General features: G+C 69.8%; 23 protein-coding genes. 6 read left to right on the top strand and 17 right to left on the bottom strand.

The annotated features are described in order from the left end of the window. Positions 1-145: 145 nt before the first annotated feature. The 3 genes from JOE48_RS21500 to trpA all read right to left on the bottom strand — a co-directional run bounded on the left by JOE48_RS21500 (position 146) and on the right by trpA (position 3,299). Complete coding sequence (locus JOE48_RS21500) at positions 146-1,471, bottom strand: folylpolyglutamate synthase/dihydrofolate synthase family protein (protein WP_210032760.1); 1,326 nt, start codon at positions 1,469-1,471, stop codon at positions 146-148. 10 nt (positions 1,472-1,481) lie between these two features. Beyond that, complete coding sequence (accD, locus tag JOE48_RS21495; RefSeq protein ID WP_210032758.1) at positions 1,482-2,381, bottom strand: acetyl-CoA carboxylase, carboxyltransferase subunit beta; 900 nt, start codon at positions 2,379-2,381, stop codon at positions 1,482-1,484. Positions 2,382-2,459: 78 nt separating this feature from the next. After that, the gene (trpA, locus tag JOE48_RS21490; protein ID WP_210032755.1) at positions 2,460-3,299 is read right to left on the bottom strand and encodes a tryptophan synthase subunit alpha; all 840 of its coding nucleotides are present in this window, start codon (positions 3,297-3,299) and stop codon (positions 2,460-2,462) included. 205 nt (positions 3,300-3,504) lie between these two features. Between trpA and JOE48_RS21485 the strand changes: the two genes are divergently transcribed. Continuing rightward, positions 3,505-4,170, top strand: coding sequence for an HAD-IA family hydrolase (locus tag JOE48_RS21485; protein WP_210032753.1), 666 nt, complete (start codon positions 3,505-3,507; stop codon positions 4,168-4,170). Positions 4,171-4,270: 100 nt separating this feature from the next. Then, positions 4,271-6,943 carry an MGH1-like glycoside hydrolase domain-containing protein gene (locus tag JOE48_RS21480; RefSeq protein WP_210032750.1) on the top strand — a complete coding sequence of 891 codons (2,673 nt, stop codon included), beginning with the start codon at positions 4,271-4,273 and terminating at the stop codon, positions 6,941-6,943. 35 nt (positions 6,944-6,978) lie between these two features. Here the strand turns inward: JOE48_RS21480 and JOE48_RS21475 are convergent, their stop codons facing one another. The 8 genes from JOE48_RS21475 to JOE48_RS21440 all read right to left on the bottom strand — a co-directional run bounded on the left by JOE48_RS21475 (position 6,979) and on the right by JOE48_RS21440 (position 13,003). Then, a complete protein-coding gene (locus tag JOE48_RS21475; RefSeq protein WP_210032749.1) occupies positions 6,979-7,386 on the bottom strand; it encodes a MucR family transcriptional regulator in 408 nt (135 codons plus the stop codon). A 250-nt stretch (positions 7,387-7,636) separates the two neighbouring features. After that, positions 7,637-8,353 carry an LrgB family protein gene (locus tag JOE48_RS21470; protein ID WP_210032747.1) on the bottom strand — a complete coding sequence of 239 codons (717 nt, stop codon included), beginning with the start codon at positions 8,351-8,353 and terminating at the stop codon, positions 7,637-7,639. A 3-nt stretch (positions 8,354-8,356) separates the two neighbouring features. Next, positions 8,357-8,761, bottom strand: a complete 405-nt coding sequence (locus JOE48_RS21465) for a CidA/LrgA family protein (protein ID WP_210032746.1) — start codon at positions 8,759-8,761, stop codon at positions 8,357-8,359. 16 nt (positions 8,762-8,777) lie between these two features. Then, positions 8,778-9,239: a TerB family tellurite resistance protein gene (locus tag JOE48_RS21460; RefSeq protein WP_210032745.1), complete on the bottom strand. Its 462-nt coding sequence runs from the start codon at positions 9,237-9,239 to the stop codon at positions 8,778-8,780. A gap of 78 nt (positions 9,240-9,317) precedes the next feature. Next, on the bottom strand, positions 9,318-10,004 hold the full coding sequence (locus JOE48_RS21455; protein ID WP_245252909.1) for a DJ-1/PfpI family protein: 687 nt from the start codon (positions 10,002-10,004) through the stop codon (positions 9,318-9,320). Between the two features lie 151 nt (positions 10,005-10,155). Further along, complete coding sequence (locus JOE48_RS21450) at positions 10,156-10,839, bottom strand: TenA family protein (RefSeq protein ID WP_210035955.1); 684 nt, start codon at positions 10,837-10,839, stop codon at positions 10,156-10,158. 17 nt (positions 10,840-10,856) lie between these two features. Then, entirely contained in the window at positions 10,857-11,531 is a 675-nt protein-coding gene (locus tag JOE48_RS21445) for a response regulator (RefSeq protein WP_210032743.1), read from the bottom strand. Further along, positions 11,528-13,003 carry an ATP-binding protein gene (locus tag JOE48_RS21440; RefSeq protein ID WP_210032742.1) on the bottom strand — a complete coding sequence of 492 codons (1,476 nt, stop codon included), beginning with the start codon at positions 13,001-13,003 and terminating at the stop codon, positions 11,528-11,530. Before JOE48_RS21440 ends, JOE48_RS21445 begins: the two co-directional genes overlap by 4 nt. Before the next feature lie 276 nt (positions 13,004-13,279). On the opposite strand from JOE48_RS21440, the gene JOE48_RS21435 reads away from it, so the two are divergent. Further along, positions 13,280-14,107, top strand: a complete 828-nt coding sequence (locus JOE48_RS21435; protein ID WP_210032741.1) for a hypothetical protein — start codon at positions 13,280-13,282, stop codon at positions 14,105-14,107. A 196-nt stretch (positions 14,108-14,303) separates the two neighbouring features. Here JOE48_RS21435 and JOE48_RS21430 read toward each other — a convergent pair whose 3' ends face one another. Beyond that, the gene (locus tag JOE48_RS21430) at positions 14,304-16,058 is read right to left on the bottom strand and encodes a DEAD/DEAH box helicase (RefSeq protein ID WP_210032740.1); all 1,755 of its coding nucleotides are present in this window, start codon (positions 16,056-16,058) and stop codon (positions 14,304-14,306) included. A gap of 405 nt (positions 16,059-16,463) precedes the next feature. Between JOE48_RS21430 and JOE48_RS21425 the strand changes: the two genes are divergently transcribed. Continuing rightward, the gene (locus JOE48_RS21425) at positions 16,464-17,561 is read left to right on the top strand and encodes a calcium:proton antiporter (protein WP_210032738.1); all 1,098 of its coding nucleotides are present in this window, start codon (positions 16,464-16,466) and stop codon (positions 17,559-17,561) included. 213 nt (positions 17,562-17,774) lie between these two features. On the opposite strand, the gene JOE48_RS21420 is transcribed toward JOE48_RS21425, so the two are convergent. Both JOE48_RS21420 and JOE48_RS21415 read right to left on the bottom strand, forming a co-directional pair. After that, entirely contained in the window at positions 17,775-18,512 is a 738-nt protein-coding gene (locus JOE48_RS21420; protein ID WP_210032736.1) for an FAD-binding oxidoreductase, read from the bottom strand. Then, on the bottom strand, positions 18,487-19,092 hold the full coding sequence (locus JOE48_RS21415) for a sulfite oxidase-like oxidoreductase (RefSeq protein WP_210032734.1): 606 nt from the start codon (positions 19,090-19,092) through the stop codon (positions 18,487-18,489). Before JOE48_RS21415 ends, JOE48_RS21420 begins: the two co-directional genes overlap by 26 nt. Before the next feature lie 168 nt (positions 19,093-19,260). Here JOE48_RS21415 and JOE48_RS21410 point away from each other — a divergent pair, with 168 nt between their 5' ends. Further along, positions 19,261-19,563, top strand: coding sequence for a hypothetical protein (locus JOE48_RS21410; protein ID WP_210032732.1), 303 nt, complete (start codon positions 19,261-19,263; stop codon positions 19,561-19,563). Here JOE48_RS21410 and JOE48_RS21405 read toward each other — a convergent pair. From JOE48_RS21405 to JOE48_RS21395, 3 genes are all read right to left on the bottom strand, one after another. Continuing rightward, positions 19,533-20,501: a DMT family transporter gene (locus tag JOE48_RS21405; RefSeq protein WP_210032730.1), complete on the bottom strand. Its 969-nt coding sequence runs from the start codon at positions 20,499-20,501 to the stop codon at positions 19,533-19,535. The two genes, JOE48_RS21410 and JOE48_RS21405, sit on opposite strands and share 31 nt — an antisense overlap. Continuing rightward, positions 20,498-20,773, bottom strand: a complete 276-nt coding sequence (gene infA / locus JOE48_RS21400; protein WP_091781030.1) for a translation initiation factor IF-1 — start codon at positions 20,771-20,773, stop codon at positions 20,498-20,500. Before infA ends, JOE48_RS21405 begins: the two co-directional genes overlap by 4 nt. Before the next feature lie 211 nt (positions 20,774-20,984). Continuing rightward, positions 20,985-22,124, bottom strand: a complete 1,140-nt coding sequence (locus JOE48_RS21395) for a branched-chain amino acid ABC transporter substrate-binding protein (RefSeq protein WP_210032728.1) — start codon at positions 22,122-22,124, stop codon at positions 20,985-20,987. A 254-nt stretch (positions 22,125-22,378) separates the two neighbouring features. Between JOE48_RS21395 and JOE48_RS21390 the strand changes: the two genes are divergently transcribed. Then, complete coding sequence (locus JOE48_RS21390) at positions 22,379-23,584, top strand: amino acid aminotransferase (RefSeq protein ID WP_210032727.1); 1,206 nt, start codon at positions 22,379-22,381, stop codon at positions 23,582-23,584. Position 23,585: the final 1 nt, after the last annotated feature.

Below are 23,585 nucleotides of genomic sequence, written 5' to 3'. Positions count from 1 at the left end.
AAGCGTGGCCGTGGGGTGGCTTTCGCCGCGCCGATTGCGGCGGATCCACGACGTTTGGAACGCGGAAACCAAAGTTCCCGAGATGTCCAGCGTCATGCCCTGGAGCTGCCGGGGCTGACCCGAACCGCTCCGGACTTGCGATCACTCAGACCGGCGGCGTGTCGTTGGCCGCAAGGACTAAGCCGGCCAAGTACAGCGATCCGCAGATCAGGATCCGCGGCGGCTGTTCGAAGGCGATGTCCTTCACGAGTGCGAGAGCGGCCTCGATGCTCGGCGCCGCGTAGGTCGAGAGCCCGACGCTCGCGCCGATCTGCGCCACCTCGTCCGCGGGGCGTGCCGCCATTGTGCCGGTGATCGGCACGGCGACGAGGGCGCGCGCGAGCCCGACGAAGTTGCGCAGGAAGCCGTCGGCATCCTTCGTGCCGAGAAGGCCCACGATCAGCACCAGCGGCACGTCGCTCCGCTCGCCCAGATCGGCCATCGCGGCGGCCAGGATCCGGCCGCCGTCGATGTTGTGGCCGCCATCGAGCCACAGCTCGGTGCCGGGATCGAGTTGCGCTGCCAGGCGACCGCGGCCGAGCCGTTGCAGCCGGCCCGGCCAATCGACCTCGGTCAGTCCCTTCTCCAGCGCGGTGATTCCGATGTCGCCGAACCCGGCCGCGCGCAGAGCCGTGATCGCCGTTCCGGCATTGACCAGCTGGTGGCGGCCGGCGAGCCGAGGGCGGGGCAGGTCGAACAGGTCCGTCTCATCCTGGTAGACGAGGCGTCCGCGCTCCTCGTGGACCGAGAAATCCTGGTTGCCCACCAGGATCGGTCCGGCGCCCACGGTCTCGGCTTTCCGGCAGAGCACGGCGTCGGCCTCGGCATAGTCCTGGGCGGCGATCACCGCCGGACAGCCGCGCTTGAAGATCCCGGCCTTCTCGGTCGCGACGGATTCGACCGTATCGCCGAGATACTCGGCATGGTCGCGGCCGATGGGCGTCACCACCGCGCAGGCGGGCCGATCGATCACGTTGGTGGCATCGAGCCGTCCCCCGAGACCGACTTCCAGCAACAGCACGTCGGCGGGGCTTTCCGAGAACAGCAGCAGCGCCGCGGCCGTGGTAATCTCGAACATGGTGATCGGCTCGCCGCCATTGGCGGCTTCGCACCGTGAGAAAGCGTCGGCCAGCCGGTCCTCGTCCACGAAATGGCCGCCGCCGATCCCGCCGATCCGGATCCGCTCGTGGAAGCGCACGAGGTGCGGCGACGTGTAGACATGCGCGGCCAGACCGCCGGCCTCCAGGATCGCCCGCATGAACGCGATGGTCGAGCCCTTGCCGTTGGTCCCGGCGACATGGATCACCGGCGGCAGGCGCCGTTCCGGATGATTGAGCCGCCCGAGCAGCCGCTCGATCCGGCCCAGAGACAGGTCGATGGTGCGGGGGTGCAGCGCGAGGAAACGCGCCATCAGGGCGTCGGACGAGGCCATCGCGCGGGACTTACGCCGCCTCGGAGGCCGCCGCGACCGGCACGCCGGCCTGGGCGACGTTGGTCAGCAGACCGCAGAGGCGCGTGATCGTCTCCTTGAGCTGGTGTCGATGCACCACCTGATCGACCATGCCGTGGTCGCGCAGATATTCCGCCCGCTGGAACCCGTCGGGCAGCTTCTCCCGGATGGTCTGCTCGATCACCCGCGGGCCGGCGAAACAGATCAGGGCTCCCGGCTCGGCGAGATGTACGTCGCCGAGCATCGCGTAGGAGGCGGTGACACCGCCGGTGGTGGGATTGGTGAGGACCACGATGTAGGGCAGGCGCGCGGCGTTGAGGCGGCGCACCGCCACCGTCGTCCGGGGCATCTGCATCAGCGACAGAATGCCCTCCTGCATGCGGGCGCCGCCCGAGGCCGCGAACAGCACGTAGGGGGTGCGCTTCTCCAGCGCCGTCTCGGCGCCGCGCACGAAGGCCTCACCGGCCGCCATGCCGAGGGATCCCGCCATGAAGCCGAATTCCTGCGCGGCCAGCACCATCGGCAGGCTGCCCACCCGGCCGAAGCCGACCTTGAACGCGTCCTGCAGCCCGGTCTTGGCACGCGCCTCCTTGAGCCGGTCGGCGTAGCGCTTCTCGTCGCGGAACTTCAGAGGGTCGGGGGCGACCTCGGGAAGCGCGACGTCGATCCAGGTGCCCTCGTCGAACATCATCTTCAGGCGCGCCTGGGCCGACATCTTGAGGTGATGCTCGGAGCCCGGAATAACCCAGTGATTGGCCTCCACCTCCTTGTGGAAGACCATCTGCCCGGTATCCGGACACTTGACCCAGAGGTTCTCCGGGGTCTCGCGCTTGAACAGAGTCTTGATCCGGGGGCGCACAACCTCCGAGATCCAGTTCATCGGTTCGACCATTGCGTTGCGTCCGTCCGCTTCAAGCCCGCGCAGATATCAGGATGGGCGCGCCCCACCGCCAGGGTTCAGAAATCCCGCTCAGGCCGCCCGCTCGACACCGGCGGACCGCACACCCTCGGCCAGCTCGCGCACGAGGTCCACGACAGCCGGCACGCTCCCGGCATGCGGTCGGCCCTCGCCGTCGAGGGAGCGGACCAGGGCGTCCACCAGTGCCGAACCGACGACGACGCCGTCGGCGCCCTTGGCGATCGCGGCTGCATGCGCGCCGGTCTTCACGCCGAAGCCGACCACCACGGGCAGGTCGGTATGGCGGCGGATTCGGGCGACCGCCTCGGAGACCTTGCCGAAATCGGGCGTCGCCGTGCCGGTCACCCCGGTGATCGACACGTAGTAGACGAAGCCCGCCGTATTCGCGAGCACCGCCGGCAGGCGACGCTCGTCCGTGGTCGGCGTGGCCAGCCGGATGAAGGCCAGCCCCTTGGCCAGAGCCGGCAGGCACAGCTCGGTATCCTCTTCCGGCGGCAGGTCGACCACGATCAGGCCGTCAACGCCGGCCGTGACCGCCTCCTCAAGGAACCGGTCGACGCCGTAGGTGTGGATCGGATTGTAGTAGCCCATCAGGACGATCGGCGTGCTGTCGTTCTCCGCGCGGAAACGGCGGACGAGGTCCAGCGTGCCGGAAACGGTCTGCTTGGCCTTCAGCGCCCGCAGGCCCGCCGCCTGGATCGCCGGACCGTCCGCCATCGGGTCGGTGAACGGAAGGCCGAATTCCAGGATGTCGGCCCCGGCACCGGGGAGCGCCTTCAGGACCTCAAGAGAGGTCTCGGGATCAGGATCGCCCGACATCACGTAGGTGACGAGGACGGACCGGTTCTCCGCGCGGGCACGGGCGAAGGTGGCGTCGATGCGGCTCGGCATGGTCTGGCGGTGTTCACAGTTGCAGGCCGAGAACGGCCCGGGGTTGCACTGGCGCTACACCAAAGGCGCCGGCCCGTGAAGCGGGCGGCCGCTGCGGTCGCGCCTGAAGCCCGCTTGTTGCCGTCGCCCCCGCACGTCCGCGCGCGAGACGCCGCCATGCGCGGCGGCCGATTGTCGAGCCCGCCGCAGCTGGATAGCAGGTCGCATGTCCGAGATTCCGCTTCCGACGCACCCCTTCTCCGCGCTGCTGTTCGACATGGACGGCACGATCATCAGCTCGATCGCCTCGGCGGAGCGGGTCTGGTCGCGCTGGGCCGAGGCGCACGGCCTCGACGTGGCGTCGTTCCTGCCGACGATCCACGGGGTGCAGTCCGTGGAGACGATCCGGCGCCTCAACCTGCCCGGGGTCGACCCGGCGGCCGAGGCTGCCGCGATCACGCGCGCCGAGATGGAGGATGTCGGCGACATCACCGAGATCCCCGGGGCGCGGGCCTTCCTGAAGGGGCTGCCGCCGGAGCGCTGGGCGATCGTCACCTCGGCGCCCCGGGCGCTGGCGGCCCGGCGCCTTGCGGCGGCCGGCATGCCTCTGCCCACCCTCATGGTGGCCGCCGAGGACGTTCGACACGGCAAGCCCGCGCCGGATTGCTTCCTGATGGCGGCGGATCGGCTGGGGGTCGCGGCACCGGAGTGCCTTATCTTCGAGGATGCGCCGGCGGGTATCCAGGCGGCCGAGGCCGCTGGCGCGACCGTGCTGGTCGTGACCGCCACCCATCACAGGCCGGCGAGCGCCGGACACGCCGCGATCCCGGATTATTGCGGGCTCTCGGTCGATGCGGCCGCGGATGGAATCCGCGTGGTCGCGCGCGCCTGAGCGGATCGGCCCTGCAGCCGCCTCCTGGGGCATTGACTTCCCGCAGTCACAACACGGCACTATCGGGCCCGCGAGGATCGGGCACGGGAGCAGCAAGCCGATGACCAAGCCCGACAGCCTGCCGCGCAACCTCTTCGAGACCGCCGAGGGCCATCGCCTCGTGAAGGCCCGTACCGACCCGGCCTGGCGCCTTTGGGGACCGTATCTCAGCGACCGGCAATGGGGCACGGTCCGGGAGGATTACAGCCCGGGCGGCGATGCCTGGGACTATCTGCCCCACGACCATGCCCGCTCCCGTGCCTATCGGTGGGGCGAGGACGGGATCGGCGGCTTCGGCGACCGCCATCTCAACTGGTGCCTGTCGCTCGCGCTCTGGAACGGGCGCGACCCGATCCTCAAGGAGCGGCTGTTCGGTCTCACCAACCAGGAGGGCAATCACGGCGAGGACGTGAAAGAGCTCTACTACTACCTCGACGGCCTCCCGACCCACGCGTTCATGCGGATGCTCTACAAGTATCCGCAGGCCGCCTTTCCCTACGGGCAGCTGGTCGCGGAGAATGCAAGGCGGGGCCTCGACGACTCGGAATACGAGCTGCTCGATACCGGCCTGTTCGACGAGGGCCGCTACTTCGACGTCGAGATCGCCTACGCCAAGGCGGCACCCGACGACGTCCTGATGCGTGTCACCGCGACGAACCGGGGTCCGGACGCTGCGGACCTAACGCTCCTGCCACAGCTCTGGGCCCGCAATCTCTGGTCCTGGAAGCCGGACGTCGCCAAGCCGGAGCTGACGGCCGGGTCCGACGGCTCGGTCTGGGCCCGCCATGCCGGGATGCCGCCGATGCGGTTCTTCGCGGAGGGCGCGGCGGAGCTGCTGTTCACCGAGAACGAGACCAACACGCACCGGCTGTTCGGCAGCGGCCCGGCCGCGGGCTTCTACAAGGACGGGATCGACCGCTGCGTGGTCGGCGGCGACCGGGGCGCGGCCAACGGGTTGTCGGGCACCAAGTGCGCCGCCCGCTACGACCTGCATCTCGGCCCCGGGGAGACGCGGATTCTGCGCCTGCGCCTGCGCGCCGAGACCGTCGCGGGGGAGCCCTTCGCGGATTTCGATGCGGCTTTCGCCGCGCGCGAGGACGACGCAGACGCGTTCTACGCGGCGCTCCAGGCACCGATCGCCGATCCCGAGATGCGTCTCGTCCAGCGGCAGGCGCTGGCCGGCATGCTCTGGTCGAAACAGCTCTATCACTACGACGTGCGCGAGTGGCTCGCGGGCGATCCGGCCCAGCCCGCCCCCGCACCCGAGCGCCGGCGCGGGCGCAACAGCGATTGGGCGCACCTCCGCGCCAACGACATCATCTCGATGCCGGATGCCTGGGAATATCCCTGGTTCGCATCCTGGGATCTCGCCCTCCAGGCGATCGTCTTCGCGCTGATCGATCCCGATTTCGCCAAGAACCAGCTGCTGCTCCTCGTCGACGAGGCCTACGCGCATCCGAACGCGGCGCTGCCGGCCTACGAGTGGGGGTTCGGCGATGCCAACCCGCCGGTTCACGCGCTGGCGGCCTGGCGGGTGTTCGAACTGGACCGCGCGCTTACCGGGGTACCGGACCACGCCTTCCTCAAGCGCATCTTCAACAAGCTCACCCTGAACTTCACCTGGTGGGTGAACCGCAAGGATGCGGACGACCGCAACCTGTTCCAGGGTGGGTTTCTCGGTCTCGACAATATCGGCATCTTCGACCGCTCGAAGCCGGTGGGCGACGGGGCGACTCTCACCCAATCCGATGCGACCGCGTGGATGGCGACCTACGCCCTCAACCTGATGCGCATCGCCATCGAGCTGGCTCTGGAGGATCCGACCTTCGAGGACATGGCGGAGAAGTTCTTCGAGCACTTCCTCCTGATCGCGGGCGCCACCGGCGCAGGCGTGTGGGACGAGGCGGACGGCTTCTTCTACGACGTGATCGAGACCCGGGACGGCCAAAGGCTGCCGATCCGGGTGCGGACCATGGTCGGCCTGATCCCGATCTTCGCCGTGGCGACGATCAACGCGTGCGACCTCGAGAAGCTGCCGTCGCTGCGCGACCGGATGGAGTTCTTTCTGAAGAACCGGCCGGATCTCGCAACCCTGGTCTCGCGCTGGAACGAGCCCGGCCAGGGTCAGACCGCGCTGCTCTCCCTGTTGCGGGGCCATCGGCTGAAGGCGCTACTGCACCGGGCCCTGGATCCGGGCGAGTTCCTGTCGGATCACGGCCTGCGCGCCGTATCCCGGGCCTACGCCGACCAGCCGTTCTGCTTCGCCTGGAACGGCCGTGACCTCGGCCTCGCCTATGAGCCCGCGGAGTCCCGGTCACGCCTGTTCGGCGGCAATTCGAACTGGCGCGGTCCGGTCTGGATGCCGGTCAACTACCTGCTGATCGCAGGCCTCAACCGTTTCCACGACTATTACGGCCCGGATTTCCGGGTGGAGGCGCCGGCCGGTTCGGGCAAGACCTACGCGTTGCGGGAGATCGCCCGGAATCTGTCACAGCGGCTGATCGGCCTGTCGACCCGCGGCCCCGAGGGGCGGCGGCCGGTCTACGGGGACAGCCGGATCGAGCAGGACGACCCGAACTTTCGCGACCTCGTCCTCTTCTACGAATATTACGATGGCGATACCGGACGCGGCGTGGGCGCCGCGCACCAGACCGGATGGTCCGGACTCGTGGCCCTGCTGATTCAAGACGTCGCGACGGCGGCCGCCGAGGCGTCAGCTTCGGATCGGCCGTAACGTGCCCCGCCGGTCCGCAGCCGGGTGACGCGGCGCTACTCCGCCGCCTGTCTGGTCCGCAGCCGCTGGTCGATCCCGATCTGCCGCGAAATGTTCGACCGGCGAGCGCTGTAGGCGGCCGAGACCAGCGGATAATCGACGGGCAAGCCCCATTTCGTCCGGTAGGCCTCGGGCGTCAGACCGCGAATGGTCAGGTGGCGTCGCAAGGCCTTGTAGGGCTTTCCGTCCTCGAAGCTGATCAACGAATCAGGGCGGATCGATGCGCGGATCTGCGCGTCGGTCGGCCGGTCGATCGAGGTCGTTGAGGGTCGGCCAAGCGCCGCGATCGAGCGGTGAACCTGCAAGAGCAGCTCGGGGAGAACATCCGCGGGCACGCTGTTGCGCGTCACGTACGCGCTCAAGATCTTCGCTGCGATTTCAATACCAGGCGAGGCCGTTCGCATGGTCGTCTCCTCGATGTTTCTTTATGATCGCTCTGGCGCTAGTCTGTCTCGTCGGCTGCACCTCTGCCGCCAGCCATTATGCGCAACCGGCAACATAGTACAACTAAGGCGCGCATTTGTCGCACCTTAAATACTACCTCGAGTAGAAAAATTTGGGTCGCCGTAGCCGCTGCATCGGCCAAGATGCAACATTGCGCCTGCGCGCAGCACGCTGGCCCGGCGGTTACGCGTCAGAGGCGTATCATCGGCCTCAGAACAGCAGATGCAACGCCAGCGGCGCCAGGATTGCCGTCACGAAAGCATTCAGCCCCATGGCGATGCCGGCGAAGGTCCCCGCTACCTCGCTGACCTGAAAAGCGCGCGCCGTTCCGATCCCGTGTGCGGCGAGCCCGGCCGCGAACCCCCGGGCGCGCATGTCGTGGATCTTCAGCGCGTTCATCATCGGCGTCACCAGGATGGCGCCGATGATGCCCGTGAGGATGACCAGGATGGCGGTCAACGTCGGGTCGCCGCCGAGCGCCTCCGCGATGCCCATGGCGACGCCGGAGGTCACCGATTTCGGCGCGAGCGAGACGAGTACCGGCTGCGGGATGTCGAGCAACCGCGCCAGCCCGATGACGACGGCCAAGGTCGTGGCCGAGCCGGCGGCCAGGGCCGTGAGCATGGGCAGCAGCGCGCGCATCACGGTGGCCCGCCGCTCGTAGAGCGGCATCGCCAGCACCACGGTGGCGGGTCCGAGCAGGAAGTGCACGAACTGCGCGCCCTCGAAATAGCTCGGGTAAGGCGTGGCGGTCGCCGCCAGGACCCCGCCGACCAACGCCACCGTGATGAGCACCGGATTGGCGATCGGATGCCGGCCGGTGGCGGCGGCGATCCGGTCCGCCAGCACGTAGGCCGTCAGCGTGACGGTCAGCCACAGCAACGGTGTCTTGGCGAGATAGACCCAGAGGGAGAAGTCGCCGCTCACGCGTCAGGGCTCGCGGTCGGACCCGCGCCGCTCCACCAGGGCGGCCACGGCGCGAAAGACGAGGACGGTGACCAGGAGCGACAAAGCCGTCGAGACGACCAGCACGATGGCGAGCTTGAGGCCCTGTGCCCGCAGCAGGTCGAGACGACCGACGACACCGACGCCCGCCGGGACGAACATGAGCGACAGATTCATCAGCAGGCCGCGGGCCGTGGATTCGAGCGTTCCGTCGGTGAGCGGCTTCGGCAGATAACGGGGCAAGCCGAGCCGGGCATTGTCGCGCACAAGCAGGAACGCGAACATCAGCCCCATGCCGATGACCGGGCCCGGAACCGGCACGCCTGCGCCGCGCGCGAGGACCTCGCCCAGGAGCTGAGCGAGCAGGATCAGCGCCAGACTCGCGATCATCGCCGTCCCCGAGGCTTCAGGCGATTCCGGCGCCGTGCTGTCCGCTGCGCCGCGCGGCCGCGATGGCGCCGTCGTCGAAGCCGAGCAAACGGCCGAGCCGCTCGACCAGCGCTTCCTCGAATTCGTCGACATGGCCGTCTGCGGCTGCGACCGACCAAGCCATGGCGAGCAGTTCCTGCCGCTCGGTCCTGTCGGCCTCGTGGGGAATCATTTCCACGAGGCTCACAACGTCACGCGTCTCCGCGTCGATCGCGGCCGCCCGGTCGATGAGCGCGCGGGCCGCGTCCGGACCATCCGCATAATGACCCTGCACGAGGCGGGACAGGCGCTCACTCTCGGACGGAGCCAGGATCCCGTCCACCCGGGCCACGTGGACGAGGAGGGCCGTCGCGGCCAAATGCGTGTCGTCGACGGTTTCGTGGCTGCCGACGCCCAGGGCCTCGGTCGCGTAGGCGCGCAGGCGTGCGATCAAGGACATGTCGGCTCCGGCGGATCTTGCACCGCACAGTTCGGACGGGCGGCTGCCTCCGTCAAGGACGCGTCCGCATGTCGCCGCTCAGCGTGGCAGAGCTGCATCGCTGAGGCCACGGTCCGGGGAACGCGCCGCTTCCGTCGCTCCGGCGACCAGCGACCCCAGGATCGCATCGGCCGCCCGGACGACGGCCGGTCCAGCCTCGGCGGGTGTGCCGGCCCGGAAAGGTGGCTCCGGAGCGTACTCGGCGACGAGCTGCGCAGTTCGGGCGTACTCCGCACCGCGCAGCCGCGCCGCGAGCGCCAGCCCGAGATCGAGCCCCGCCGAGATCCCGGCTCCCGTAACGCGGTTCCGATCAAACACGACGCGCTCGGCCACAGGCTCGGCGCCGAGGAGCGGCAGGGCCGCATCGCGCAGACACCAGTGCGAGGTGGCCCGGTAACCGCGCAGCAGCCCGGCGGCGCCGAGGATCAGCGAACCGGTGCAGACGCTGGTGAGCCACATCGTCCGCGCGGCGCGCTCGCGCAGGAAGGCGAGCAAGGCCGGATTGCGCATCTGTGCCGGCGTGCCATCGCCGCCAGGGACGAACAGGACATCGAGCGCCTGCGGACACGTCTCGAAGCTGTGCGTCGCCACGAGCGCAAGTCCGGTGTCGGTCGCGACCGGGCCGGCCTTTTCAGCGACGAGGTAGAGGCTGTCCTGAGCCAGGCCGGCGAGCAGCGTCTGCGGCCCGACGAGGTCGAGGGCGGTCATGTCCGGGAAGAGCAGCATGGCGATCCGGACCGGTCGATCCGGCGCAATCGACCCGGGCGCGTCTGATCCTGCGGCGAGCGGCGGCCAGGACGCCGCGGCCGCCGCTGCGGCGGCCATGAGCGCGCGCCGGCTCGGACCCGATGACGCTCTCATGGATGCCGCCGGCCCTTCAGACCGGCCATCCGGCATCGCGGTAGGCACTGTCCCAGAACATCCATTCAAGCCGGGTCGCCTGCGTGAAGGCCCGGTGCATACGCTCCCGCGTGCCTACCGAAGCCGTCAGCGCCGCGTGGTCGGTGGCCGCGATCATTCCCGCCACCGCTTCCGCGAACTCCTCGCCCGCATAGGTGTCGATCCAGGCCCGATAGGGATTGCCGGCCGCCGCGCGGGCGAAGATGTCGTCGCCGACGGCCTTGTAGATCCAGAAGCAGGGCAGCAAAGCCGCGCAGACGACCTCGAAGGGCTCGGCGTAAGCCGTCGCCAGCAGGTAGGACACGTAGTGATCGCAGGCCGGCGTCAGCGGGGCCGCCGCAAAGCTCTCGGGACCGATCCCGTAATCGCGGAAGAAGCCGCCGTGGAGCGCGCGCTCCACCACGATCGCGTCCTGCGCGGCTCGGGAGAACTGCACGATCCCGTCCGGTTCCGGCGCCTTCGCGGCGGCGAGGCTCAGGGCTCGGCCGAAGCCGATCAGGTAATGCGCATCCTGGACGATGTAGTGCTGGAAGGTGGCGCGCGGCAGCGTCCCGGCAGCGAGGTCCGCGTTGAACGGCATCGACCCGATGGTGGTGCAGGCGGCGGCGTTGCGCGTCCAGGCTTCACCGGAGAAGGAGCCCGGTCCGCCGTCTCCCTTCATCATGAGGGCCATCGCGGCTAGCCCTGCCGCTGCGCGTGAGTGACGGCGACGTGGATCAGCTCGGCGAGGGTCCGCACGCCGAGCTTCTGGCGCATCTGCGAGCAGGCGTTGGTGACGGTCTTGTAGCTCACCGACAGGTCGGCCGCGATGGCCCCGTAGGAGCGCCCCTGGGCGAGGCGGGCCAGGATCTGCTGCTCGCGGGGCGTGAGCTGCGATTCCGGGGTTCGGCGGGCGTCGGCGCGCAGCATCGCCACCTCGGTGGCGAGCCGGCGGTCCAGATAGACCTCGCCGTTCCGCACCTTGCCGAAGGCCTCGAACAGCTCGGCCGAGGCATGGTCCTTCAGGACGTAGCCGAGGGCCCCGGCCTCGAGGGCGCGCGCGACGATGACCGGATCATTGTGCATGCTGAACACAAGGATCCGCGTCTCCGGCGCCACCGCGCGGATCCTCCGGATCAGGCCGAGACCGGCCATGCCGCTGCCCTGGAAGGTCAGATCGCAAATCACGATCGGCGGCCGGAGGCGGTGGAAGATGCGGTAGCCGCCGACCACCGTGGTCGCTTCCGCGATGGTCTCGACGCCGGCATCTTCCAGCACGCGTCGACAGCCCTGCAGGACGATCGGGTGATCGTCGATCACCAGGACCGGCAGACGGGTGGCTGCGACGTCGATCTGGGAAGCGATGGCGTTCATGCGCTCGGCGCGTTGTTCTCGTCGCCCTGCTCCGGCGGAACGGGGATCGTGATCCGGACGATTGCTCCGGGGCCGCCATTGTCAAGGGCGAAGCTGCCGCCGAGGGCCTCGACGCGCTCCCGCATCCCCGACAGACCGAGCCCGGTCCCGTGTTCCGCCGGGATCCCAGAGCCGTTGTCGCGGATCGTGGCCTGCACCCGACCGTCCGTCTCGCCGGCCTCGGCCTCGACCTGCGACGCGCCCCCGTGGCGCACGGCGTTGGTGGCGCTCTCCTGCACGCAGCGGAACACGGTGAGATCCACGAGGTCGCCGTAGCCGCGCGCCAAGCCGTCGAACCTGCCAACGAAGGCGATGGCGGGGTGGCGCTGGGCGAATCCGCGCAGGAGCAGGTCGAGGCAGGTGGCCAGGGGCGCCTGGCCGAGCCCGTGCGGCCGCAGGCGGTTCAGGAGTTCCCGGTTCACCGTCTGGACCTGAGCCACGATGGTGCTGATCTCATCGGCCCGGGCCGCGAGCTTCTCGCGGCTGGGCTCGGCGGGACCGGAGGCGATCCGGGCGATCGAGGCGGCATTGGCTTCGAGGGCGAACAGGCAGGGGCCGAACTCGTCATGCAGTTCGAGGGCGGTGCGGCGCCGCTCGTCATCCTGTGCGGTCAGCAGCTGTCGATTGAGCCGATTGTTGGCCGCACGAACCTCGCCCAGCGCCTCCGCCACCTTGTTGAAGCGGTCTGCAATGACCGCCAGCTCGCGGGCCCCAGGGGGCTCCAGCCGCGCCGTGTAATCGTGGTGCTCCAGCTGCGTCAGGCCAACGCCGAGCCGCCGCAGCGGCGCCAGGATGCGGCCGAGGGCGACGTAGAGCGCGATCAGCATTGCCGCGTTGATCGCCAGGGTGGTCAGCGACAGCGCGCGGGCATAGCCCCAGATCTCGTCGATCTCGTCGAGCGGCTGCGTGGTGATCTGCGCGGTGCCGAGCTGCTGGCCGTTCACCGCGATCGGCAGGGTGTGCCGCTCGATCGGCGGCATGATCAGGTCGGCGAACCAGCGCGGCGCCTCGCGCTCGGACCGGTGAGGCAGGGCCGGCTGCCCGACCTGGTCCCCGTCCGCGTCACGCACGGCGACGCGGACGTGGCGGAGCACCTTGAAGCGGAGATCCAGGGTCTGAAGCAGCGTGTCGGGGTTGCTGGTGTCCGAGAGGCGGATCGTGTCCGCGACCAGGGATTCGACGGTGGCCAGCGAGGCGCGGGTCTCGACCCGCACGGCCGTGCGGGCGTTGAGCACGATCACACCGCAGGAGATCAGGGCCGCCAGCGCATCGATCAACAGCACGACGGCGACCAGCCGCGCGCGCGTGGACCAGCCGGCCCAAGGCCAGCGCCCGATCCGGGACCCGAAAGGCGCGGACGCGTTGTTCAACGACAGGTTTCTCGGTCCGGTATCCACCGGGTGACGCATAGCGGGCGCATCGCCGAAGTCCATGCCAAGCGGTCTCGTGGAACCGCGCCCGGACAGGCTGCGCGGTGTCGGAAACGCCGCGATCACGGCGATGACAGATTCTTAAGCCGATCACGTATATCTTGTGGATAGCCGAGCCACGACTGGGCCTGCTGCCAATTCGAGCCGACATTTTTGCGCCGTATTGCGCTTTCACTGTCGATGGCAGCAACGAATCTCTTCCGTTTCATCGGAAGACGCTGGCCGGTCGCGGGGGAGCCCGGTCGCGCGCATTGTGCATCGTGTCAGAGACCCCGGACCATGATCGATCTCGCCCTGGATCCCTCTGAGACCCGAGAGACTCGGGAGCCGGAGTTGCGTCCGAAGCGTGGCGTTAACCTGCGCGTCATCCTGTTCGGTCTCGCCGGGACCGGGGCCATCTGCGGCTTCGGCGTCGCCGCCTCGACCTTGATGGCCGGCCTCGCCGCACCGGCGCCCGTGACGTTCAAGGTGTCCGGAAAAGCGGCCGACTGGCCCGACTTGAAGGATGGCCTTCCCGCTCTGGCAGGATCCGGCAAGGTGGCTTCGGCGCCGAAGCCGGCGGCCGAGCCTGCATCGCCCGCTCTGCGGATGGCCGCCCTGCCCGAGGCCTTCACGCCGGCAGCGGTGCCAGCCCGGGACGCGGCCGCGCCGCCGGCGAAGGTTGTCGCCGCCGCGGAACCGCCGGCCCGCCGCATCCCGATCCCGACCCCGATCGCGCCGGTTACGGCCGGACGCCAGGCCGTGACGCTGCCGCCGAGCCGGACGGCGGCGCTCATCGCTCCGCGGTCCTCGGAGACCGTCAAGGCGCGCGACGTGATCGAGCCCGCGGCTGCGCCTGTCCAGAAGCCGGTCGCCGCGTCCGCGCCGGTGGCCGAGAAGAGCGAGAAGCCGGTGCGCAAGGCGGTGGCGGCGCAGAAGCCGCCCGCGTCGCCCAAGGTGGCCGGCACCGCGAAGGCGCCGGCATCCGCCACGGTGGCACAGGCCGAGGCTTCGGAACCGGAGGAGACCGAGGTTCTCGGCATCAAGCTGCCGTCCCTCGCGCCGGCGGGACGCAAGCTCAAGGAGAGCGTCGACGCCCTCGGCGCAGCGGTGAAGAACGTCTTCTGAGCGGGCTGCGGCCCCGCGCGGCGGCCCGTCCATCAAGGCCCCCGCTCGCGCCCCGCGGCCAACGCAGGGGCGGTGACTGTCAGGCGGCGATCCGGACCGACCGATTCGCTCCCACGCCGTGCGCCGCCTTCAAGAGCCGCGCATTCGCCGCGGCGCCGCATGCGCGGCGATGCAGCAAGGCGGCCGACGCCGTTTCTCAGCCCCGGCCCGAATGGCGCCCAGGCTTGTGGTCAGGCTTCGGCCCGGTACGCTCGACCTTGCGCTGATGCTTTCCAGCCCGCGGGCTCGCGAAGCCCTTCGGACTGCCAGGCCGTCCGCTGCGTTCGCCGGAATCGCCATCGCCCATCAGCGCCTCGACCTGGATTTCCGGCGATCCGTTGCGGGCGAAGGCTTCGGCGAAGCGTGCCGCCGCATTGCCGCGCACCTCGAACTTGGTCTCGCGGTCGAAGATCTTGATCGCGCCGATCTCCTGGCGGCCGATGCTGCCCCGACGGGTGAGCATCGGCAGCAGCCGGCGCGGGTCGGCGTTGTCGCGGCGGCCGAGATTGAGCCGGAACCACACGGCCGGGCCTATGGCGGCGATCTTCTCGGGATCCATCGGGTCGTAGGGCGGTCGCTCGCCCCGCGGCGCGCGGCCCTCACCCGGATCGCTGACCTCCTCGGGCGCCGGCAGGCGGGTGCGGTAGACGCGGGCCAGGAGCGCAGCCAGTTCCTCCGGGCTCTTGCCGGCGAGCAGCGTCTCGGCCAGCGCCACATCCTCCTCGGCCGGCGGCTCGGAGAAGAGAGGGTCTGAGAGCATGCGCTCGCCGTCGAGGCGCCGGATCTCGTCGGCCGAGGGCGGACCGGACCATTCGGGGCTCACCTTGGCGATGGCGAACATCTGCTCGGCCCGTCGCCGACGCGAGTTCGGGATCAGGAGCACGGAGGTGCCTTTGCGGCCGGCACGGCCGGTCCGGCCGCTGCGATGCTGCAGCACCTCGGCGTCGTGCGGCAGATCCGCGTGGATCACGAGGCTCAAGGACGGCAGGTCGATGCCGCGGGCGGCCACGTCGGTGGCGACGCAGACCCGGGCGCGGCCGTCGCGCAGGGCCTGGAGCGCGGCGTTACGCTCGCCCTGGCCGAGCTCGCCCGAGAGTGCCACCACGGAGAAGCCGCGCTCGGTCAGGTTCGCCTGGAGGTGGCGGACGGCGTTGCGGGTATTGCAGAAGACCATCGCGGTCTTGGCGTCCGCCTCGCGCAGGAGGTTCAGCACCACGTGCTCGGTCTCGCGCGGCATGATTCGGACCGCCCGATAGGCGATGTCCGCATGTCCGCGGGTCTCGCTCTTGATCGCGAGTCGGAGCGCGTCGCGCTGATAGCGCTCGGCCAGCGCCTCGATGCCCTTCGGCAGCGTCGCGGAGAACAGGTAGGTCGCCCGCTCCGCCGGCGTCGCCGAGAGGATGAACTCGATATCTTCGCGGAAGCCAAGATCCAGCATCTCGTCGGCCTCGTCGAGAACGACGGCTCGCAACGCGGTGGGATCGAGGTTGCGCCGCTCCAAGTGATCGCGAAGGCGGCCGGGCGTCCCGACGACGATATGCGTGCCGTCGGCGAGCATCCGGCTTTCCCGGCGCGGATCCATGCCGCCCACGCAGGCGGTGATCCGGCCGCCGGCCGGGCCGTAGAGCCAGAACAGCTCGCGCTGGACCTGGAGCGCGAGTTCCCGGGTCGGAGCGATCACCAGGGCGAGCGGCGCCGCCGGCGGCGGGAGCATGTCGCCGTCGCCGATCAGCAGGCTCGCCATGGCGAGACCGTACGCCACGGTCTTGCCGGAGCCGGTCTGCGCGGAGACGAGGAGATCGCGGGAGCCGGCAGCCGCCTCCAGCACTGCGGCCTGAACCGGGGTCGGATCGGCATAGCCACGATCGGCAAGGGCCCGCGCGAGGGGGGCGGGCAGGGTCGGAAAAGGCAAGCTCGGGAAACTCTCAACGGCCGCGCCGCACCCGGCAGCGCGCCATCGCGCGGCGGAGGAATCAGGCACCGGACTCTATTCGGGTGGTGGTAACGTAATGCCTCGCGGGCCAACTGACCACTCCCGCCGCAACATGGGGCGGTTGCGCGGGCTCGTTCCGAGATGCGGATGTCCTGATCTCGGCCGACCGCGCCCGCCAGGACTCACCGGAGCGCCGCCCGTCTTCGCGATCGACGCGAAGCAGCCGAGGGCTGCGCGAGTTCGGCCAGCGCGGCGCCGCCTCGATTGCTTCGCTCCGCTCGCAAGGACGGTAAGAAGCCGACACCGTCGCGGCGACCTGCTAAGGCACGGTCAAGTATCGTACGTAGCGGCGTCGGCGCCAATGGACGGGAGTCACCTTTCATCATGATGGCAGCCCTGCGGGTGGCGACAGCCTGGGCCACGGTCCTTGCCTTCGCGTGGTTCGGCAAGGACTGGCTCGGCGACCTGTCGCAGCCGCTCTTCGCGGGCGGATTGTTCGCGTGGCTGCTGGTGGTGATCGTGTGGGCGGCGTTCGGCGTCGTGCATGAGGCCGAGGAACTGGCTCACCGGCTCGGAGAGCCACTGGGCACCCTGGTGCTCACCCTCGCCATCGTCATCATCGAGGTGGCGCTGATCTCGGCCGTGATGCTCTCGGCCAAGGATGCACCGACGCTCGGCCGCGACACGATGTTCGCCGTGCTGATGATCGTGCTGAACGGCGTGGTCGGACTCGGCCTCCTGGTCGGCGGCTTGCGCCACCACCAGCAGCGCTACAACCTCAAGGGGGCCTCGGCCTTCATGTCGGTGATCATCCCGCTCACCACCATCGCGCTGATCATCCCAAACTTCACCAGCTCCACCAGTGACGGGACGCTGACGACCCTGCAGGCGGTGACGTTCTCGGTGTTCACGCTGGCGCTCTACGGCGTGTTCCTGCTGATCCAGACCGGCCGGCACAGCGAGTTCTTCATCGACGCCGAGGCCCGGGATGCGGACGCGCATCCCGGTGAGGCCTCTTCCATCTCGGGCGGCAGTGTCGCCAAGCATGTCGGCCTGCTGCTCGCCAATGTTATGCCGATCGTCATCCTGGCCAAGAGCCTCGCGGTCATCCTCGACCATGGCATCGCAGCGCTCGGCGCGCCCTCGGCACTGGGCGGCGTGCTGATCGCCGCCATCGTGTTCACCCCGGAGGGCATCTCGGCGCTCAAGGCGGTGGCCCGCAACGAGCTGCAGCGGGCGATCAATCTGTGCCTTGGCGCGGCGACCTCAACGGTCGGCCTCACCGTACCGGCCATCCTGACCATCGGCCTGCTCACGGGCCAGACCGTGGTGCTCGGCCTCAAGCCCACCGAGATGACTCTGCTCGCCGTGACGCTGATCCTCAGCGCTCAGACCTTCTCGGGGTCGCGCACGACCGTTCTCGAAGGCGCGGTGCACCTCGTGCTGTTCTTCGTCTACCTCGTCCTGATCTTCAGCCCGTGATCCACGCAGGCTACCGGATCGACGCGTCATCCCGGGGCCGCGCAGCGGAACCTGGGATCCAGAGCCGCCGCCGCGCGACGGACTAAGACCGACGGAGGTTCTGGATTCCGGGCTCGCCTGCGGCGCCCCGGAATGACGGCGCTGGTCATCCGCTGGAGAGCGCCGAAGCGCCGGAGATTCCGCGTGAGGCCGCTCCTGCCCAGATCGCTTCGCTCAGGCGCCGAAGCGCTCCGTTCGGATCAGGCCCGGGGCAACGCCGGCTGCCACGATCAGGGCCGACGCCGCGGCGACGAACCGGTTGGAGCCGCAGAGGAACACCTTCCCTGGCGGGCCAGTCCGCGCCAGCGCGTCCGCGACCAAGGCCGCGTCGATCCGCCTGCCGCCAGGTTCGCGGGTGATCGCGAGGTGCAGGGAGACGCCGGGATCCGTCGCGGCGAACCGCTCCAGCTCGGCGACCGCGATCGCCTCCGCGCGGGTGCGGGCCGAGTAGATCAGCGCCGCCGGGATCGCGCGCCAGCCCTGGGCTCGACGCCGCAGCATCGCGAGCAGCGGCACCACACCGGAGCCGCCGGCCGCCAGGAGCAGCGGGCCGCCATCGGGTCCGTCCCACGAGAACGAACCGCCGATCGGCCCGCGCAATTCCACGCGGTCGCCGACGTCGGCGCAATCCGAGAACCAGCCCGAGACCTCGCCGTCCGGCAGGCCCTCGATCATCAGCTCGAGGGTCCCGCTGCCGTCCGGGGCGGAGGCGATCGAGTAGCTGCGCTGGGCTTGGTAGCCGTCCTCGGCGGTGAGGCGGACATCGACATGCTGCCCGGCCCGGTACTGCTCGGCCAGGCCGCAGCGCAGCCGGACGCTCTTCACATGGGGCGTGACCGGCGCGATCGCGGTGATCTCAGCCTGATGCCAGCGGAAGACGACGGGCTCAGTCACCGATGTAGCGCTGCTCACGCCAGGGATCCCCGTACATGTGGTAGCCGCGCAGCTCCCAGAAGCCGGCGGTGTCGATGTTCGTGAAGCGCAAGCCTCTCACCCACTTGGCGCTCTTCCAGAAATAGAGATGGGGTACGAATAGCCGCGCCGGGCCGCCGTGATCCGGGTGGATCGGCTCACCCGCGTAGCGGGTGGCCACGAGCGCGCGGCCGCCCACGAGATCCGCCACCGGAACGTTCGTGGTGTAGTCGTCGTAGGATTCCGCCAGCAGGAAGCCGGTCGGCGCCGCGACCCCGGCATCCGCCAGCAGATCGTCGAAGCTCACACCCTCCCAGTCGGTATCGAACTTAGACCACTTGGTGACGCAGTGGATGTCGCCGTGCCACGTCGTCCGCGGGAGCGCCTCGAATTCGTCCCAGCTCCAGGACTTGATCGGCCGCGATCCCTCGCGGAGCGTGAACCGCCACGTGGCGAGGTCCACCACCGGGTTGGGGCCGATCTGCAGGATTGGGAAGTCATCGGTGAGATACTGGCCCGGCGGCAGGCGTGCCCCGGTCTCGGGCGGCTGCCTGCGCCCGACGAAGCCCCGTGTCACCATGCCGGCCTCCGCGCCCCTCGCTGTCGCCCCGGGTTTGGTGCGGCGGCACACCTCACGTCAAGCCGCCAAGTCCCGTCACGTGCGGCCGAACAAACGCCCCAAAGCTCGGATGTGCTAGCGGGACTGTGCCGACGTTCGGCACGAATCGCCTGCTTTCAGGGGGAAGTCATGAAGTACCTTCTCGCGACGAGCCTTATCGTCGGGAGCCTCGCCACCCTCGCGCCCGCCGCCCAGGCACGCGACGGTATCGGTGCCGGCGGCGCGGCCGCGCTCGGCGTGCTCGGCGGCCTTGCGGTCGGCGGCGCCATCGCGTCCGCCAACAACGGCTATTACCCGGGCCGCCCGGTCTATCGCGCCCCGGCGCCGGTCTACGTCGAGGAGGATTACGGCCCGGTCTGCCACTTCGAGCGCCGCCGGACCGTCGATCCCTACGGCGACGTCTACATCCGCCGCGTCCGCGTCTGCGAGTAAGCGGCCTCCGGGACGGGCTCGACGGCGAGCGCCGGCTTCAGGCGCTCGGCACAGGCGATCCCGCAGAGGACCAGCGCGAGGGCGGCGGCTTCCGTCGCCCCGAACGGCTCGCCGACCAGCAGGACGGCGAGGACCGCGCCGAAGATCGGCACGAGGTTCACGAACAGGCCGGCGCGGTTCGGGCCGATCAGCTCGACGCCGCGCATGAAGAACAGCTGCGCCAGCAGAGACGGCCCCAGGCCGACGAACGCCACCATGGCCCAGCCCTCGCGGCTGGGCCAGACGGCATGACCGGTTGCCCACTCGACGGCGAGCGGCGGCAGGGATGTCACGAAGGCGGCCACCGCCATGGCGGCGAAGAAGGCCAGCGCCGAGACCTTCGGCCGGGTCGGCAGGAAGATCGTATAGCCCGCGTAGAGCAGGCAGGCTCCAAAGACGAGCACGTCGCCGCGATTGAACGCCAGGTGCGTGATCACCGACCAGTCGCCATGGGTCGCGGCCAGGCCGGCGCCGAGGAGCGTCAGGACCACGCCCGCGACTTGGCCGCCAGTGACCGGCACGCGATAGGCCAAGCGGTTCAGGAGGATCACCAGAACCGGGATCGCGCCCTGGAAGAGCGCGAGGTTGATCGCGCCGGTATGCACGCCGGCCGCGTAGAACAGGCAGTTGAAGGCCGTATAGCCCAGCCCGCCCATCAGCAGGATGCGCAGCCAGTGCGGGCGCAGAAGCGGCCAGTCGGCGGCGAGCCTGCGGGCAGCGAACGGCGTCAGCGCCGCGCAGGCCACCGCCCAGCGCAGGGTCGTGATCACTTGAGGGGAGACGTGGCCCGGCGCCCAGCGGCTGGTGACGGCGTTGCCCGCCCAGAGGAGCGCCGTGGCTGTGAGCAGGAGGTAGGCGGGCGCGGCCGACGGAGCCCGGGCCGCGCGCTCGCTCCTCAACGGCGGCGGAACTGGCCGCCGCGCACCTGAGGACGCGGCCCGGAGGAACGCTCGTCCTTGTGGCGGAACACGAGGCGCCCCTTTTCAAGGTCGTAGGGCGACATCTCGACGGTCACACGATCGCCGGCCAGCGTCTTGATGCGGTTCTTCTTCATCTTGCCGGCCGTGTAGGCCACGATCTCGTGGCCCTGGTCGAGCTGCACGCGGTAGCGCGCATCCGGCAGGATCTCGATCACGAGACCGTCGAACTGCATCAATTCTTCTTTCGCCATGCACCTTCTCCAGTCGGACCGTCCGGCAGCAGGCGTTCCGGCAATGCGTTTTCGGCTGTCATCGAGCTCGGGAAACGCCGCAGGGCGCGGAGCCGATCCGATGGACCGACCGCGCCAGCTCAGCAGCACCGCCCGCATGTAGTCGCCGCGGGAACAGGCCGCAAGTCACGGATGCCGAACCCGTTCCGTCTTCGACATGAATTACGCCGCCTTACGGCTCAACGTCGTTGCCGGCATAGTCGATGCGCCCCTCCGGCGAGCGCCGCCAGATTCGCAGCGCCACGGAGTTGCCGGTGCGATCGCCCCGGGCATCGAAGTTCACGGGACCGAGCACGGTGCGCACAGGCTGCGGGCCGCGGAGGGTTTCGGCCACCTTTCGGCCCTCCGCGATCCGGCCCGTCTTCGGGTCTGCGGCGTGGGACTGCTCGGTCGCCCGGGCCAGAAGTTCCACCGCCGCGTAGGCGCCGGCCGCGACGCTCTCCGCCTCGGGCCCCCGCGACGCCGGCTTGCCGCCGCGGGGATCGGGCAGGCGCGGCGGGTCCGGGAGCAGCGTCATCACCGTGCCCTCTGCGGCAGCGCCGGCGGCGGCCGGGAAGCTCGGGTCGAGGATCCCGTCGCTGGCCACCAGGGCCGCGCCCAAACCCGCTTCTCGCATCGCTCGCAGCAGCGCGGCGGCCTCGGGCGCGAGCCCACCGAAATAGACGGCGTCGAGCCGGGCAGCCTTCAGGCGGGCGACGAGGTCGGAAAGATCGCGCGTGCCCCGCGCGAAACCGTCGAACAGCACCTCCGGCGCGCCACTCTCCTTCAGCCGCGCCGAGACCGCATCGGCCAGGCCGCGCCCGAAGGTCGAGCGATCGTTGAGGATGCCGACGCGGCGCCCGGCATAGGCCTTCGCGAGGTATGCCGCCGCGGCCCGGCCCTGCTGCACGTCGCTCGGCGCCAGCCGGAACAGGCTCCAGAGGCCGCGGCTGGTCAGCGGCGTATAGGCCGCGCCGGTGGTCATCGCGATGGCGCCGGCATCCTCGTAGACCGGTGCGGCGGCCGCGACCGCACCGGATTCGAACGGCCCGATCACGAGACGCACCCCGTCGGCGGAGAATTTCCGGGCCACCGCCACGGCCTGCTTGGCGTCGCCGGCGTCGTCGGCCGGGACGAGAACCCAGCGCGGGCGGCCGCCGGCGGCCCGGTTCAGGTCGGCTACCGCCTGCTCCGCCCCCTGCCGGAGCCCCTGGCCGAAGGCGGCGTCTGGGCCGGTCAGCGGGGCCGAAAGCCCGATCCGCACCGCATTCTGTGCGGCGGCGGGGGCGACGGCGAGAAAGGCCGCGAGAGTGAGGGCGAGAGAGCGCAACATGCCGGCACTCTACGGCGGAGTCCGCTGCCACCGGAAGGCCCGTCTCCAAGGGAGCTCGGACACTGGACGAGTGACAACGATCGCCGTCGCTTGCCGGATTCTGTTTAACTTGGGCCCGTCGGGACGCAGATAAGCGCGGAAGCGCTGGCGCGCGCGGTCGATGTGCGGAATAAGGCCCTCGGACCGATCCTCGCCGGTCGACTGAACCGCCCTTCGCGGCCGTATTCGAAGACCCTCTGGGACGATTGACGATCATGACCTCGCTGTTCGCCGGCATCCAGGACGCGCCGCTCGACCCGATCATGCGCCTGTTCGAGGCTTTCAACGCCGATCCGAGCCCGAAAAAGCTCAACCTCGTCGTCGGCGTCTACACGGATGCGGACGGCAAGGTGCCGCGCCTGCGCGCCGTGCAGACGGCCGAGAAGCGCTGGATCGAGAAGGGCCTGCCGAAGACCTACCGGCCGATCGAGGGCACCAAGCCGTTCCGTGACGCGGTCCAGGAGCTTCTGTTCGGGAAGGGTGCGCCGATCCTGTCGCAGAACCGCGTCGCGACGCTCCAGAGCATCGGCGGCACCGGCGCGCTGAAGACCGGCGCCGACGTGCTGGCCAAGCTGTACCCCGGCGCCACCGTCGCGGTGAGCAACCCGAGCTGGGAGAACCACAAGGCCCTGTTCAGCCAGGCCGGCTTCACCGTGGCCGACTATCCCTACTTCTCGGCTGAGACCGGCGGCGCCGATTACCCGGCCATGAAGGCCTATCTCCAGGATCTGGCGAAGGGCTCGATCGTGGTGCTGCACGCCTGCTGCCACAACCCGACGGGCGCGGATCTCAGCCTCGACGAGTGGCGTGACCTCGTGCCCCTGATGGCCGAGCGCGGCCTGATCCCGTTCCTCGACATCGCCTATCAGGGTTTCGGGAATGGCCTCGACGCCGATGCCGAGCCGGTGCGGCTGTTCGCCGAGTCGGGGCAGGAATTCCTGGTCGCCTCGTCGTTCTCGAAGTCGTTCTCGCTCTACGGCGAGCGCGTCGGCGCACTGACGATCGTGGCCGAGAACCCGGCCGCGAAGGCGAAGGTGGAGGCGTTCGCCAAGCGGCTGGTTCGGGCGAGCTACTCGAACCCCCACACCCACGGCGCGGCGATTGTCGAGATCGTCCTCACCGATCCGGAGCTGCGCGCCGATTGGGAACGGGAACTCGCGGAGATGCGCGACCGGATCCGCACCATGCGCGAGCGAATGGCCGACAGCCTGCAGCAGCGTCATCCCGAGCGCGGCTTCGACGCCATCAAGACGCAGAAGGGCATGTTTTCCTACACGGGCCTGAGTCCCGCGGAGGCCACCCGGCTTCGCGAGGAGCACGAGGTCTACGCGTTGGAGACCGGCCGGATCTGCGTGGCTGCGGTCAACACCCACAACATCGATCACGTCATCGACGCGATCGACGCCGTGGTGAAGGGCTGAC

Origin of the sequence: Methylobacterium sp. PvR107, assembly GCF_017833295.1 — a bacterium.
Classification (GTDB): domain Bacteria; phylum Pseudomonadota; class Alphaproteobacteria; order Rhizobiales; family Beijerinckiaceae; genus Methylobacterium.
The sequence above is the reverse complement of the archived record's forward strand: the minus strand, read 5'-3'. Positions and strand labels throughout refer to the sequence as shown.